The 13,424-nt window shown below is 72.1% G+C and carries 12 protein-coding genes; 3 read left to right on the top strand and 9 right to left on the bottom strand.

Annotated features, from left to right (window positions below; genetic code table 11):
* Window positions 1–25: 25 nt before the first annotated feature.
* The 3 genes from AA0005_RS04205 (at window position 26) to AA0005_RS04195 (ending at window position 2,387) form a co-directional block, all read left to right on the top strand.
* A complete protein-coding gene (locus AA0005_RS04205) occupies window positions 26–172 on the top strand; it encodes a lasso RiPP family leader peptide-containing protein (RefSeq protein ID WP_413452159.1) in 147 nt (48 codons plus the stop codon).
* 68 nt (window positions 173–240) lie between these two features.
* Window positions 241–1,428, top strand: a complete 1,188-nt coding sequence (locus tag AA0005_RS04200) for an asparagine synthase-related protein (protein WP_413452158.1) — start codon at window positions 241–243, stop codon at window positions 1,426–1,428.
* Window positions 1,425–2,387: a hypothetical protein gene (locus tag AA0005_RS04195; protein WP_413452157.1), complete on the top strand. Its 963-nt coding sequence runs from the start codon at window positions 1,425–1,427 to the stop codon at window positions 2,385–2,387. Before AA0005_RS04200 ends, AA0005_RS04195 begins: the two co-directional genes overlap by 4 nt.
* A 1-nt stretch (window position 2,388) precedes the next feature.
* Here AA0005_RS04195 and AA0005_RS04190 read toward each other — a convergent pair whose 3' ends face one another.
* The 9 genes from AA0005_RS04190 to AA0005_RS04150 all read right to left on the bottom strand — a co-directional run bounded on the left by AA0005_RS04190 (window position 2,389) and on the right by AA0005_RS04150 (window position 13,218).
* The gene (locus AA0005_RS04190; RefSeq protein WP_413452156.1) at window positions 2,389–4,257 is read right to left on the bottom strand and encodes an ABC transporter ATP-binding protein; all 1,869 of its coding nucleotides are present in this window, start codon (window positions 4,255–4,257) and stop codon (window positions 2,389–2,391) included.
* A gap of 19 nt (window positions 4,258–4,276) precedes the next feature.
* The gene (locus AA0005_RS04185; protein ID WP_413452155.1) at window positions 4,277–4,528 is read right to left on the bottom strand and encodes a PqqD family protein; all 252 of its coding nucleotides are present in this window, start codon (window positions 4,526–4,528) and stop codon (window positions 4,277–4,279) included.
* Window positions 4,529–4,770: 242 nt separating this feature from the next.
* Entirely contained in the window at window positions 4,771–5,388 is a 618-nt protein-coding gene (gene rplQ / locus AA0005_RS04180; RefSeq protein WP_413452154.1) for a 50S ribosomal protein L17, read from the bottom strand.
* 30 nt (window positions 5,389–5,418) lie between these two features.
* The gene (locus AA0005_RS04175) at window positions 5,419–6,438 is read right to left on the bottom strand and encodes a DNA-directed RNA polymerase subunit alpha (RefSeq protein WP_110851910.1); all 1,020 of its coding nucleotides are present in this window, start codon (window positions 6,436–6,438) and stop codon (window positions 5,419–5,421) included.
* Between the two features lie 140 nt (window positions 6,439–6,578).
* Window positions 6,579–6,986 (bottom strand): 30S ribosomal protein S11, encoded by a 408-nt coding sequence (rpsK, locus tag AA0005_RS04170; protein ID WP_110851911.1) that lies wholly within the window; start codon window positions 6,984–6,986, stop codon window positions 6,579–6,581.
* A 73-nt stretch (window positions 6,987–7,059) separates the two neighbouring features.
* Window positions 7,060–7,434 (bottom strand): 30S ribosomal protein S13, encoded by a 375-nt coding sequence (rpsM, locus tag AA0005_RS04165; protein WP_413452153.1) that lies wholly within the window; start codon window positions 7,432–7,434, stop codon window positions 7,060–7,062.
* Between the two features lie 137 nt (window positions 7,435–7,571).
* On the bottom strand, window positions 7,572–7,685 hold the full coding sequence (rpmJ, locus tag AA0005_RS04160; RefSeq protein WP_110851912.1) for a 50S ribosomal protein L36: 114 nt from the start codon (window positions 7,683–7,685) through the stop codon (window positions 7,572–7,574).
* A gap of 59 nt (window positions 7,686–7,744) precedes the next feature.
* The gene (infA, locus tag AA0005_RS04155; RefSeq protein WP_110851913.1) at window positions 7,745–7,966 is read right to left on the bottom strand and encodes a translation initiation factor IF-1; all 222 of its coding nucleotides are present in this window, start codon (window positions 7,964–7,966) and stop codon (window positions 7,745–7,747) included.
* Between the two features lie 656 nt (window positions 7,967–8,622).
* Window positions 8,623–13,218 (bottom strand): hypothetical protein, encoded by a 4,596-nt coding sequence (locus tag AA0005_RS04150; protein WP_413452152.1) that lies wholly within the window; start codon window positions 13,216–13,218, stop codon window positions 8,623–8,625.
* Between the last annotated feature and the right edge of the window lie 206 nt (window positions 13,219–13,424).

Raw genomic sequence — 13,424 nt, 5'->3', positions numbered from 1 at the left:
GGACCATGACTCAGAGGAGCACACCATGTACGAAGCGCCCCGCGTGACCGAGGTCGGCAACGTCCACAGCCTGACCCTCGGCAAGGCCCTCTACGGGAACAAGGACAACAACGTCTGGGTCGAGGGCTTCCTCCACGACGGCAAGCCGGGCACGCCTGTTGGCTCTCGGTAGCCCTGCGGCTCCACGGGTCGGGCGGCACACCGTGCCGCCCGACCCCGTGAGCACGCCCGGGAGGCGTCGTGGCCCTGCCGACCACTGAGCCGACGTTCCTGCGGCTGTCGGCAGCGGAGACCATGCTGGCGCTTCCCTCCGCAGGCGTCGTCGACATCCCCTGGCCCGACCCGCGCGGTGGTCCCCGCGAGGTCCTCGAGCGGATCCTCAGGGACGCGCTGACCGACACGCCCTGCTACGTCCTCTTCTCCGGGGGCAGGGACTCCTCGGCGCTGCTCGCCCTCGCCACCCACGTCGCGCGCCGCGAGGGCCTGCCCCTGCCCGTCCCGGTGACCGCGCGCTACCCGGAGGCACCGGGGACCGACGAGACGTCCTGGCAGGAGCTCGTCCTGGAGCACCTGCGCCTGCCCGGCCACGTCGTCCTCGAGGTGCGCGGCGAGGAGCGCCTGCTGTCGGACGTCGCCACGGGCGCGCTGCGGCGGCACGGGGTGCTGTGGCCCGAGGCCGTCCAGCTGCACGGAGGCCGGTACCGCCACCTCGGCGCCGGCGCCGTCATCTCGGGCGAGGGCGGGGACATGGTCGTCAACGGGCACCGCATGGCCGCGCTCCGGGCCGCGCTGGCCATGCACCGCCCACGTCGCCGCACGCTGCGCGCCGGCGTCCGTGCCGCCCTCCCCGCCTCGGTGACGCGTGCCCTCGTCGCCCAGCGGGTGGCAGCCGCCGTCCCACCGTGGTTGCGCCCGCCGATGGCGGACCACTACGTCGAGCACGTCACTGTGATGCAGACCGATCCGTTGCGCTGGGACGTCGCCACGCGGCAGTCCATCCGGAAGCGGTACATGGATCTCCTCTTCACGAACTTCGCGGCCTCGATCAGCGAGTACGGCGCGCGCTCCGTCAACCCGTTCGTCTCCCCGGAGTTCGTCGAGTCGCTCGCCCGCGCGGGCGGTGCACGTGGCTGGGGCGACCGGACCGACATCTTCCGTCGGCTCTTCGGGGACGTGCTACCCGACGCGGTTCTGTCCCGGCGCTCCAAGGCGGCGTTCAACGCCACCAGGTGGGGCCCGGACGAGCGCGACTTCGCCCGGTCCTACGACGGTGCGGGGCTCGACGAGGCCGTCATCGACATCGAGCGGCTGCGCGCCGAGTGGCTCTCCGACGACCCCCACCCCGCGGCGGACTTCCTCCTCCACGTGGCCTGGGCCGCCTCCGAGGGCCTGCCCGTGGCGGGCCTGCCGCCAGGGCCGGCCGCATGACGGCCGAGCCGCCCCAGCGACTGTACGGGCTCACGGTCGCGGCGGACTTCGCGCTCCACCAGGACCGTGCTGCACCCCCAGGGGCGTCGCCCGACCTCACGGTCTCGGACGGCGAGCTGCTCGACCACAACCGCGGGACCCCCGGCGGGCAGGTGCTCCTCGACTTCGGTGAGGCGCCGGACCGGTGGTACACCGCGGTGCGCCGCACCGACTCCTCCGTCCTGTTCAGGGTCCACGGCGTGTGCGACTTCGTCATCAGCCCGGACCTCGGTGACGTCCGCCTGCACCTCGTGCGCGGCACCGACCCGGGCATGCGCGCGATCATGACGACGGGTGCGCTCCTCGCCCTGCAGCTCTACCTCCGGGGCAACGCCGTCCTCCACGCGAGCGCCGTCGAGCGTGACGGCACCGCCGTCGCCTTCCTCGGGCACTCCGGGATGGGCAAGAGCACGCTCGCCGCGCTCATGTGCGCCGCGGGTGCCCGCGTCGTGAGCGACGACGTCGTCCCGGTGGGCGCGGGCGGGGAACCACGCGTACCGCTCGGTGCGACCGAGCTGAGGCTGCGGCCGGGCGCCGAGGCCGTCGCCGCAGGGCTGGCGCCCGGGTCCTACCGGCGGCGGACGAGCGCCGACGCGCGCACTGTCGTCCGGCTGCCGTCGCCCGAGACGGACCAGGTGCCTCTCGGCGCCGTCGTCATCCCCCGGCCCAACCGGGAGGACCACCTCGAGATGGAGCTCCTCGACCCGAGGTCCGCGGTCCTCGCGATCATGAGCTTCCCGCGCCTCATGGGGTGGCGGGACCCCGCGGTCCTCGCCCAGGTCCTCACGCACGCGGCCTCGCTCGCCCGTGCCGTCCCTGTCATCGTCGCCCACGTGCCGTGGGGGCCGCCGTTCCGCGGCGACATCGCGGAGGCGGTGTGGACGGCCGCGCGTGGCCGCTCACCCGCCCACCGGGCCTGAGTCACTCCTGGGGCTGTGCGTCGAGGTACGCCGCGGCCTGGAGGCGGAAGAGCTCGGCGTACGTGCCCTCGCGCGCCATGAGCTCCTCGTGCGAGCCGGCCTCCGCCACCCGGCCCTGGTCGAGGACGTAGATGACGTCCGCGGAGCGCACGGAGGAGAAGCGGTGTGAGATGAACACGGCTGTGCGTCCAGCCAGCACGGCCCGTAGCGACTCGTAGAGCTGGCTCTCCGCGCGGGGGTCGAGCGCCGCCGTCGGCTCGTCGAGGATCATGAGCTGGGCGTCGCGGTAGAAGGCCCGGGCGATGGCGACGCGCTGCCACTGGCCGCCGGACAGGTCGCGGCCGCCCTTGAAGATCCGGGAGAGGATCGTGTCGTAGCCGTGGGGCAGCGCCTCGAGGAAGCCGTCGGCGCCGGACCGGGCGGCGGCCTCGGTGATGCGCTGCTCGTCGGCCTCGACGGTGTGCCGGCCGAAGGCGATGTTCTCCCGGGCCGTGAACGCGTAGCGGACGAAGTCCTGGAAGATCACCGCCACCCGGTCGCGGACCGAGGCCCGGGAGTACTCCCGGGTGTCCCGGCCGTCCCAGCGGACGGCACCGGCCGTCGGGTCGTACAGACCGGCGAGGATCTTGGCCAGGGTGGTCTTGCCCGAGCCGTTCTCGCCGACCAGGGCGATGACCTGGCCGCGCCGGATCCGGAGGTCGACCCCGCGCAGCGCCTCGGCGCCGCTGCCCGGGTAGCTGAAGCGCACGTCCTCGACCGCGATCTCGGAGAAGGTCTCGGGGGCGCGCTCGCCGGCCTCCTCGTCCCGTGCCGCCGCACCCAGCTCCATGAACTGCTCGACGTCCTGGAGGAAGAGGCCCGCCTCGAAGATCGACTGCGTGCTCCGCAGCAGCGCCTGGACCTGGCCCTGGAGCATCCGGATCGCCACGATGGCGGCACCGGCCTGCGCCACGGAGACCGCCCCCTCCCCGATGAGCCACACGAGCACGAGCAGCGTGCCGGTGAGCACGACGGCCGAGGCGAGGTTGCCCACGGTGCTGAGCGTGAGCCGGCGTCGCAGGTGCCGGGCGAGGTCGGCGAGGTAGCGGCGGTAGAGGTCGTCGAAGCGACCGCTCAACGGACGCCCGAGGTCGAAGGCGCGGATCTCCTTGGCCTCGTTGCGGGTGGTGAGCAGGTAGCTGAGGTAGAACCGCTGACGCTGGTGCGGGGTCTGGTCGACGGTGAAGCCGAACTCCAGCCGGCTCTCCCTGCGGTTGGTGAGGATCATCGGCAGGCCACCGACGAGGAGCAGGGGCAGGAGGACGGGGTGGATGCCGATGAGCACGGCCCCCACACCGACGGTCGCGGTGAGGCCGCCGACGATCCCGAGCAGCGCCTGGGTGACCTGGAAGGGTCGGCTGGTGGCCGCGGCCTCCACCCGCTGCAGCCGGTCGTAGAAGGTGGCCGACTCGAAGTAGCGCAGCGAGACGCCGGTCGCCGCGTCGAGCACCTCCTGGTAGGTCCGGCGTGCCACGGACTCGCCGAGGTAGCGGCTGAGCTTGCCGCGTACCGCGTCGAGGAGCGAGCCCAGCGCCATCAGGCCCGCGAGTGCGAGCGTGGCCAGCACGAGCGAGGACGGGAGCCCGTCCCCGGGGCCGAGGGTGAGGATCGAGGAGAGGAACGCCTCGACGACCAGGACCTGTCCCGCGAGGACGAGCGCGGCCAGGACCTGCACGACGAGCAGCCCGACGAACAGCAGCCTGCCCGCCGCCCAGACCAGCTGGGTGGAACGCCGGACGAGCTGCCACAGCCGCCCGACGGAGCGCCGCTGGTTGCGGCTCTCGATCTGCAGGTCGAGCGGATCGAGGAAGTCGCCGCCGTCGTCGGTCACCGGGCCGCCCCGACCGAGGTCACCGCAGCAGGCCCTTGTCGCGCAGCTCGGCGACGAAGACCTCAGCGTCCGCCTGAGCGGTCTCCCGCTCGATGCCGTACTCGGACACGAGGGCGTCGGTGAGATCGTCGAGGGACCGCTCCTCGGTGAGCAGCTTCGCCAGCTGGGCGCCGGCCACGTTGGTGGTGAGGTAGACCGACCGAGCGGTGTCGAGGATGACGAGCTCCCCGTCGATCTCCTGCCAGGTGATGTCCTCGGTTCGCAGCTGCACGGGGGCTCCTCTCGAGTCGTCCGCCCGCGGTGCCCGCGGCCGGGACCACGCGGGCACGGCGACGTCGCCCGGCAGTCGCTGCGAGCGTACTGCCGCGGCCGGGCGGCCCACGGGCACCGAGCGGACGATCGTGGGTGCACGCGAGGCCCCACACCCGGGTGAGGGTGAGGGGCCTCGCGATTCGCCGGGGTGACCTCGTGGGTGCCCCGAGCTGGTGGGCCGGCCGGTGGCCGGCCGGGACATCAGCCGCGCGGGTTGGCGTGTCCCGTGGGGGACTCGTCGGCCTGCGCGTCGGTGGCGGCGTCGGTCGCAGCCTGGGCGGAGGACTCCGCGGCGGCCTGCTGGGCCTCCTGGGTCTCCTCGGCCTTGGCCTCCTCGACGGCGTCCGCCGCCTCGTCCGACACGGTCGTCTCCGGGGCCTCGACGGCGGGCGTCGTGGCCTCCTTCGCGGCGCGCTCGACGGCCTTCTCGGCCTCGCGGACGGTGGCCTGCTTGGGGCTCACCGGCTCCATGACGAGCTCGATGACCGCCATGGGGGCGTTGTCGCCCTTGCGGGGAGCCGTCTTGGTGATCCGGGTGTAGCCACCCTGGCGCTCGGCCATGGCCGGCGCGATCTCGGCGAAGAGCTCGTGGACGACGCCCTTGTCCTTGATCGTCGTCATGACCTTGCGGCGGGCGTGCAGGTCGCCGCGCTTGCCGAGGGTGATGAGCTTCTCGACGACGGGACGCAGGCGCTTGGCGCGGTGCTCCGTCGTCGTGATCGCACGGTGCTCGAGCAGCGCGGTGGCGAGGTTCGCGAGCATGTGACGCTCGTGAGCGGGGCTACCACCAAGACGGGGGCCCTTAGCGGGAGTGGGCATGATCTCTCCTGTTGTGAATCGTTGGTGGCGTCAGTCGCGCGCGTCGTCGCTGAACTCGACGTCGCCCTCGTAGTCCGACTCGTCGTCCTCGACCTGCGAGATGTCGAAGTCGACCGGGCTGTCCTTGAGGCCCAGGCCCAGGGCGGCGAGCTTCTCGCGGATCTCGCCGATGGACTTCGACCCGAAGTTGCGGATGTCCAGCAGGTCGGCCTCGCTGCGTGCCACGAGCTCGCCCACGGAGTGGATGCCCTCGCGCTTGAGGCAGTTGTACGAGCGCGACTGCAGCCCGAGCTCCTCGATCGGCAGGGCGAGGTCGGCGGCCAGGGCGGCGTCGGTCGGCGAGGGGCCGATCTCGATGCCCTCGGCCTCGACGTTGAGCTCACGGGCCAGGCCGAAGAGCTCGACGAGCGTCTTGCCCGCGGAGGCGAGCGCGTCGCGCGGCGTGATCGCGTTCTTCGTCTCGACGTCGACGATGAGGCGGTCGAAGTCGGTGCGCTGCTCCACACGGGTGGCCTCGACCTTGTAGGTCACCTTGAGGACCGGGGAGTAGATCGAGTCGACCGGCACGCGCCCGATCTCGGAGTCGAAGCTCTTGTTCTGGCTCGCGGAGACGTAGCCGCGGCCACGCTCGACGGTCAGCTCGACCTCGAGCTTGCCCTTGGCGTTGATCGTCGCCAGGTGCAGGTCGGGGTTGTGGACCTCGACGCCGGCCGGCGGGGTGATGTCACCGGCGGTGACGACGCCCGGGCCCTGCTTGCGCAGGTACATGACGACCGGCTCGTCGTGCTCCGAGGAGACGACGATGCCCTTGATGTTGAGGATGATCTCGGTGACGTCCTCCTTCACGCCCGGGACGGTCGTGAACTCGTGGAGGACACCGTCGATCCGGATGCTCGTGACGGCGGCACCGGGGATCGAGGAGAGCAGGGTGCGACGCAGGGAGTTGCCGAGGGTGTAGCCGAAACCGGGCTCCAGCGGCTCGATGACGAACCGGGAGCGCTGCTCGGTGACGACCTCTTCGGTCAGGGTGGGGCGCTGTGCGATGAGCACGATGTGTTCCTTTCAGCAGGCATCCGCTATATGACGCCGTGCAGGGCACCCGCCGGACATCGGTCCGACCGGCGGGGAGGGTGGGGCCTCACGTGCTGACGCACGCCGCCCCGGGAGGGGGCGGCGTGCGGCAGGGAGAATCAGACGCGGCGGCGCTTGGGGGGACGGCAGCCGTTGTGGGCCTGGGGGGTGACGTCCTGGATCGAACCCACCTCGAGGCCGGCGGCCGTGAGGGAGCGGATCGCGGTCTCACGGCCGGAGCCGGGACCCTTGACGAAGACGTCGACCTTCTTCATGCCGTGCTCCTGGGCGCGGCGAGCCGCGGCCTCGGCAGCCATCTGGGCGGCGAAGGGCGTCGACTTGCGCGAGCCCTTGAAGCCGACCTGGCCCGAGGAGGCCCAGGCGATGACGGCGCCGGTGGGGTCGGTGAGCGTGACGATCGTGTTGTTGAACGTGCTCTTGATGTACGCGTGACCGTGCGTGACGTTCTTGCGCTGGTTCCGGCGCGGCTTGCGGGCCGTGGACGCCGAGCGGGTCTTGGGGGGCATGCGGTGCTTCTCTCCTGGTCGTCGGACCGGTGGCAGTCGGCGCGCGGGGCGCCGGGACGTGCGACCGGACTACTTAGCGGGCCTTCTTCTTGCCGGCCACGGTGCGCTTGGGGCCCTTGCGGGTACGCGCGTTGGTCTTCGTGCGCTGGCCGCGGACGGGCAGCCCACGACGGTGGCGGAGGCCCTGGTAGGAGCCGATCTCGACCTTGCGGCGGATGTCGGCCTGGACCTCACGGCGCAGGTCTCCCTCGACCTTGAAGCTGCCCTCGATGTAGTCACGGAGAGCGACCAGGTCGCTGTCGGTCATGTCCTTGACGCGGAGGTCGGGGCTGACGCCCGTCGCCTCGAGCGCCTGCTTGGCGCGGGTGCGCCCGACGCCGTAGATGTAGGTGAGCGCCACCTCAAGCCGCTTCTCGCGGGGGAGGTCGACGCCGACGAGTCGTGCCAACTTGTGCTCCTTGTGCTGCTCGGAGGTCTCCCGCACCACCCTCCCGTCCGAGCTGGACGGGCCCCGGCCTCCGAGCCGAGGGTTGCCCCCGCAGGGGCTAGCGGTGCGTCTGGCGGCAGGTCGCCGCCGTCGTCAGATCAGCCCTGACGCTGCTTGTGACGAAGGTTGGTGCAGATGACCATCACGCGGCCGTGACGGCGGATGACCTTGCAGTTGTCGCAGATCTTCTTGACGCTGGGCTTGACCTTCATGGCATTCCTCCGCCGCCGCGCCGGTGCTCCTTGGCACCGCGACGGCGATTGTCGAGTGGTTACTTGTAGCGGTAGACGATGCGACCCCGGGTGAGGTCGTACGGGCTGAGCTCGACGACGACCCGGTCCTCCGGCAGGATCCGGATGTAGTTCTGACGCATCTTGCCCGAGATGTGTGCGAGCACCTTGTGGCCGTTGCTCAGCTCCACCCGGAACATCGCGTTGGGCAGCGCTTCGACAACGCTGCCCTCGATCTCGATGACGCCGTCCTTCTTCGCCATGTCCTCCGCTAACTCTTCTCTCCTGCATGGCCGCCGGCGTCTGACGACGACGGCGGGGCGTACCGTGGAACACGCCCGTCCCCCGGTTCCAGGCAGGGAAGTGGCAGGCACGCTCGTCCAGCGCTCCATCATACGACATGCCGCCTGCCCCCGCGTGCATGACCTCACTCACAGCGGAGAGCTCGGACGGGACCGTCCTGGGACGGCCCCGTCCGGCCGGGGAAGCGGCCGGCCTCCACCGGTACCGATCACGAGCACCGGGCGACCCTCACCTCACCCTGCGCCCCGCCGGCCGGGCAAGACCGGGCGGGGTGCATCCACCGGCCGGGGCCGGCCGCGGGCACGGCCACCGCACCGGTGACTGGCAGAAGCACACCAGCGCGACGTGCTGCCGCCGAGGGGCCGGGCGGGTGACCGGGGGACGACCCGTCGCCGCGCCGGGGGTTATCACCCCACGCGAACGGGGCCGTCCACGAGGGACGACCCCGTTCGCCGGCCACCTGGCCGGGCGGGACCCGAGCGCCGTGCCGATCACAAACACGGCGCCGGTCCTGGCGACCGTCGGGCCGACCGCGTCCCCACCCGCCGGGCGGTGCTGGCGGGGACGCGGGGCACGGGCGGCTCCGGCCGGCGGGCGGCCGGAGCCGGGCGGCGAGTCAGTCCTCCTCTCGGCGCCGGGCCGTGGCGAGGGTGATCCCGCCGGCGGACAGGAGCACGGCCAGGAGGGCCGCGCCGCCGACGGCCGCACCGGTGGTCGGCAGCCCCGGCCGGCGCGGCGGGGTGATGTGCGTCGTCGTGCACTCGATGCACACCGGCGGGGGCGGGCCCTCGCCGGTGACGACGTTGCGCAGCCGCACGTTCCAGGCGTCGTCGTCGACGACGACCCGGTAGGTGAGCGTCGCGGTCCCGGTCAGCGTCGGGATGTCCCACACGAGGTTCTCGCCGTCCCAGTCGACGGTGCCCACGCTGGCCTCGACCGCGCCGGTGGGGCGGGCGTGCTCGACGACGTCGGACAGGTCGTCGGTGATCGTGAGGTCGGTCAGGGCGACGTCGCCGGTCGACGTGGCGGTCACGGTGTAGGTGATCGTGTCCCCCGGGTCGACGGTGCTGCCCGAGACGGGGTCCGAGCTCTTCGTCAGCGTCCACGCCGGCTCGCCGATGGGGCCGCAGTCCTCGTCGACGATGGTGTCGTTGCCGGTGGTGAGCACGGCGCGGTTGAAGAACCCGCGGCCGGGGCCCTCGGGACCGCAGACGAGGTTCTCGTCGGGCACGTCGGCGCCGACCCCGACGACGAACGTGACCGCGTACCGCTGGACCTCCCCGGCCTCGATGAAGGCCTGCTCGAGGATCGGCCCCTCACCGTCCCAGCCGAGGTCCTGCGGGTCCTCGGGATCGGTGACGTCCCAGGCCTGCCGGCCCAGGATCGTCACGCCCTCCGCGAAGAGCGGGGCGTCGTCGAGCCGGTAGTACTTGTCCGAGGGGCTGTGGGAGTTGTCCACGACCAGCGTGTAGCTGACCTCCCACGTGCCGTCGTCCAGCTCGACCGCCTCGTCGAAGACCTTCTCGAGACGCTCGTGGGTGGGCGGCAGGCAGTCGCGGTCGGTGGTCTCCTCGCCGTAGGCGGTGAGCGTGGCGGCATTGAGGAACCCGCCGCCGTCCGTGCCCTCGTCACCGGTGCACCGGCCCTCCTCGCTGCCGACGACGCCGGCGGCGACGTCCGCGACGACGGTGACGACGTAGGTGTGGCTCGACTCCCCGGCGAGCTCCCGGTCGTCCGCGAGCACCGCGGTGACCTCGTCGGGCAGGCCGGTCCACTCCCCCACCTCGCCCGTGCCCTCGAGCTCCCACTCCGCCGTCAGCGGTGTGATGCCCTCGCCGAACTCGAGGGTGTCGGTGAGGTCGTAGACCCCCGGGAGGACCGACTCGTTCGTGACGACGACCTCGTAGACGACCTCCCAGTCGCCGTCGGGCCGGCCGTCGGCGCTGACCGCCGTCTTGGCGACGGTCAGCTCCACCTCCGCGCAGACCGTGACGGTCTCCTCCGCGGACTGCTCGGTCTGGACGATCCACGCGGTGTTGGTGAAGTCGACGCAGTCGCCCGGGACGCCCTCGTGCTCGAGGGAGTAGGTGAAGACCGTCGGCGTGCCCTCGGCGTTCCACGTCGCGGTGCCGAGCGGCACCGGGTTGGCCGGGTCGGTCTGGTCGTCGACGACGTCGATCACGTCGTTGATCGGCGTCTGCGCCCAGTCGTCGGCCGCGATGGCGGCGGTGCCGGTCGCCGAGCTGTTCGGGGTGGGCACGGTCTCCGCCCAGGTGGCGGTCGCAGTGTTCGTGCCCGAGTAGGCCGGCTGCGTGATGAAGGTGCAGGTGTAGGTGAGCTCGACCGTCTCGCCGGCCGCGACGAGCACCCCCGTGCCGTCGGCGACGGTGCACACGGCCCCACCCCCGACGTCGACGGTGTCGGTGACGTCGGCGGTGATGTCGAGCCAGTCGTTGGGGTTGGTCACCGTGATGGCGCCCTGCATCGCCCAGCCGGCGTCCGTGCTGCCGGTCGGGGTCGCGGTGACGGTGTAGTCGAAGGTCGCCGTGCCGGTGTCGGGGTCGACCGTCAGGGTCGTCTCGTCCGCCTCCTTGTCGATCTCCCACAGGTAGGTGCGGTCGAAGGACAGGACGACGTTCTTCTCGACGTCGAGGTCGAGGCCGGCGCACAGCGTGACGACCTCCGTGCTCGACTCGTTGACGACGAGCGGCGCGGACAGCGACTCGGGCGAGTTGACGATGGTCGCGGTGTTCTCGAACTCGACGCACTGGCCGGGGGTGCTCGGCCACTCGAGGTCGTAGGTGAGGACGGCGACGCCGTCGGTGGCGTCGAGGGCGTTGCCTCCGGGAAGGTCGGACAGGTCCAGCTCGGAGTCGTTGACGGTGACGTAGCGGTCCGTCTCCGTGACCGCAGCGGCCGCGAAGTCGAAGGGTGCGGACGCCGTCGCGCTGCCGTCGGTCCCGGGGAAGGCCGCGGCGTCCCACGTCGCCGTGGCGGTGTTGATGCCCGTCGTCGTCGGCGTGGCGCCGACCAGGGCACAGGAGTAGCTGAGCGTGAGGGAGTCGCCCGCGGGAACGGTGACGTCCGTGCCGCCGGGCACGGTGCACGTCGAGTCGGGCAGGCTGTCGGTGACGTCGACGCCGGTGAAGGCGACGTCGTTGGGGTTCTCGACCGTGATCGTGCCGCTCACCGTGAACCCGGAGTCGACCGGCCCCACGGGCGTCACGGTGACGTCGTAGGTGAAGGTCCCGTCCTCGCCGGCAGGCACCTCGAGCCGGTCCTCCTCGGCCACCTTGGTGATGTCCCAGTCCCAGTCGCGGGCGAAGCTCGGCACGGTCGACTTCGACACGACGAGGTCCTCGTAGTCCGGCGGGACCAGGGCGTTGCGGACCGTGCAGCTGACGCTGTCCGCGGCGGCGACGTCGACGGTGAAGCCGAGGTCCCCGCTGTCGGTGACCGGCACCACCTCACCGGTCCCCGTCGTGATGCACCGCGCGTTGGCGCCGCCCACCGGGACGAGCTCGTAGCCGGCCTGCTGGGTCTCGGTGACGGTCACGCTGCGGGTCTGCACCGGCGGGGTGTAGTCGACCGCGAAGTTGACCGCGCTGGAGTCGTCGGTCGTCGCCGTCGTGGGCGTGACGCCCTCGGTCGTCGTCCCGAAGGTCCACCCCGCCCCGCCCGGCACGACGTCGCCGTCCGCGTCGACGACCTCCTTGACGACGGTGAGCGTGCCGGCACAGTCGGCGCTCGCGATCTCCTCGAGCGTCGCCGAGAGGTTCTCGAGCTCCGTGCGGTAGAAGTCCTGTCCCTCGTCCGGGCCGGACACGAGCGGGATCCGGATGCTCGCGCCGGGCAGGAAGGCCTCGGGGCCGAAGCCGACGAGGACGACCTGCGCGCCGGTGGCCTTGACCGCGTTGGCGGAGAGGATCGCCTCGTTCACCTCGGCGATCGTCGAGATGTCGCCGGGGCCCTGACGGTCACGGTGGAAGGTGGGCTGGCCGTCGGTGAGGAACAGGACGACGTCGTAGGTCACCCCCGACTCGACGACCTGGTGGAAGGCGCGGTCCCAGTTCGTCCCGCCGCCGCCGGTCGGCGTCGCCTGGTACCCGTTGATCCGGTTCTTGATCTGCTGCGCTCCGTCCGGCGTCGCCACGCTCGTCAGCGGCATGCCGCCGTTGGTCGGGCCCGCCGCGGGTGCCTCGCTGCCGAAGGTGTAGAGCGCTACCTGCGACGGCGTGCCGGTGATGGCGTCGATGAAGTCGTTCGCGGCCGCCTTGTGCTCGTCGAGCAGCTCCTCGGTCTCGGTGACCGAGTTGGACAGGTCGAGGACCATCGCCATGTCGAGGCCGCACTGTGCCGGGGCCACGTTGTTCGGCCGGACGGCGGCGGCGGTCGGCTCGGTGACGGTCTCGTTGAAGGCCAGCGGCAGCTCGATGATGCGGTCGGCGACCGGGTCGTCCGCCGAGACGGCGTCGCTCCAGAACGTGAACTCCTGGCCCGGTGCGGCACCCCACTGGGCCGGGGCCACCCAGCCGGCGGGCGCGCCCGTCATCCGCGCGAAGAACGCGTCGTTGCCGTCGAACTGACCGGGGAGGTCGACGAAGATGCCGCACTCGCCGGTGGCGTCGGTGGTGCAGGTGCCGACGGGCACGCCGGTAGGGGTCTCGTCGGGGTCCGGCTCCACGGTGAACCTGAGGATCTCGAAGGTGACGCCCGCGAGCGGGGTGGCCGAGGAGCTCTCGGGTCCGGTGCCTGTGCGGTCACCACCCGCGCGCACGATGATCTTGGCCTCCCCCGGCGCGGGGTCGCCCGGCGGCACGTCCAGCGGGACCACCTCGCTCGCGCGCGGTGCGGGGCCGGAGAAGAGCCGGGCGATCTCCTCGGTGCTCTCGGCCTCCTCGACGGCCGGCGCCGCGGGCTCCTCGACGACCTCCACGGGCGCCTGGGGCTCAGCCGCCGGCTCCTCCTCGGGCGCGGGGACGTCCGTGGGCTCCGCGGCGGGCTCCTCCGTGGCGTCCTCGGTGGCCTCGCCGGCGTCGTCGGCCGATTCGAGGGTGGGCTCCGTGGCGAGCTCCTCGAGCAGCTCGGTGCCGTCGTCGCCGTCGGTGGCGAGCGACGCTGTGCCGCTGAGGACGAGCGTGAGGCTGGTGAGCCCGACGAGGGCGGCACGCGACCTGCGCCGCCATGTCGAGGGGGTGGTCCGGTTACGCATGGCGACGCTCCTTGTGATCGGTAGGGCGCTGCCAGCCCACCACCGGCGAGGTCGGCGGTGACCGGCGCCGTCGGACGATCGATGGGTGATTACGAACGCGCCGGGGGTGAGTGGCGTCGGTCACATTTCCGCCGAGCCGCGCTACGACGCCGAAGCGGCTCCTCGCGGGTGACCCGGCCCCCGGGACGGGTCGCGTGAAGCCCCAC

The organism is Georgenia phoenicis (genome assembly GCF_047302425.1).
In the GTDB taxonomy this organism is placed as follows: Bacteria; Actinomycetota; Actinomycetes; order Actinomycetales; family Actinomycetaceae; genus Oceanitalea.
This window is presented reverse-complemented; position numbering and strand designations above follow the sequence as displayed.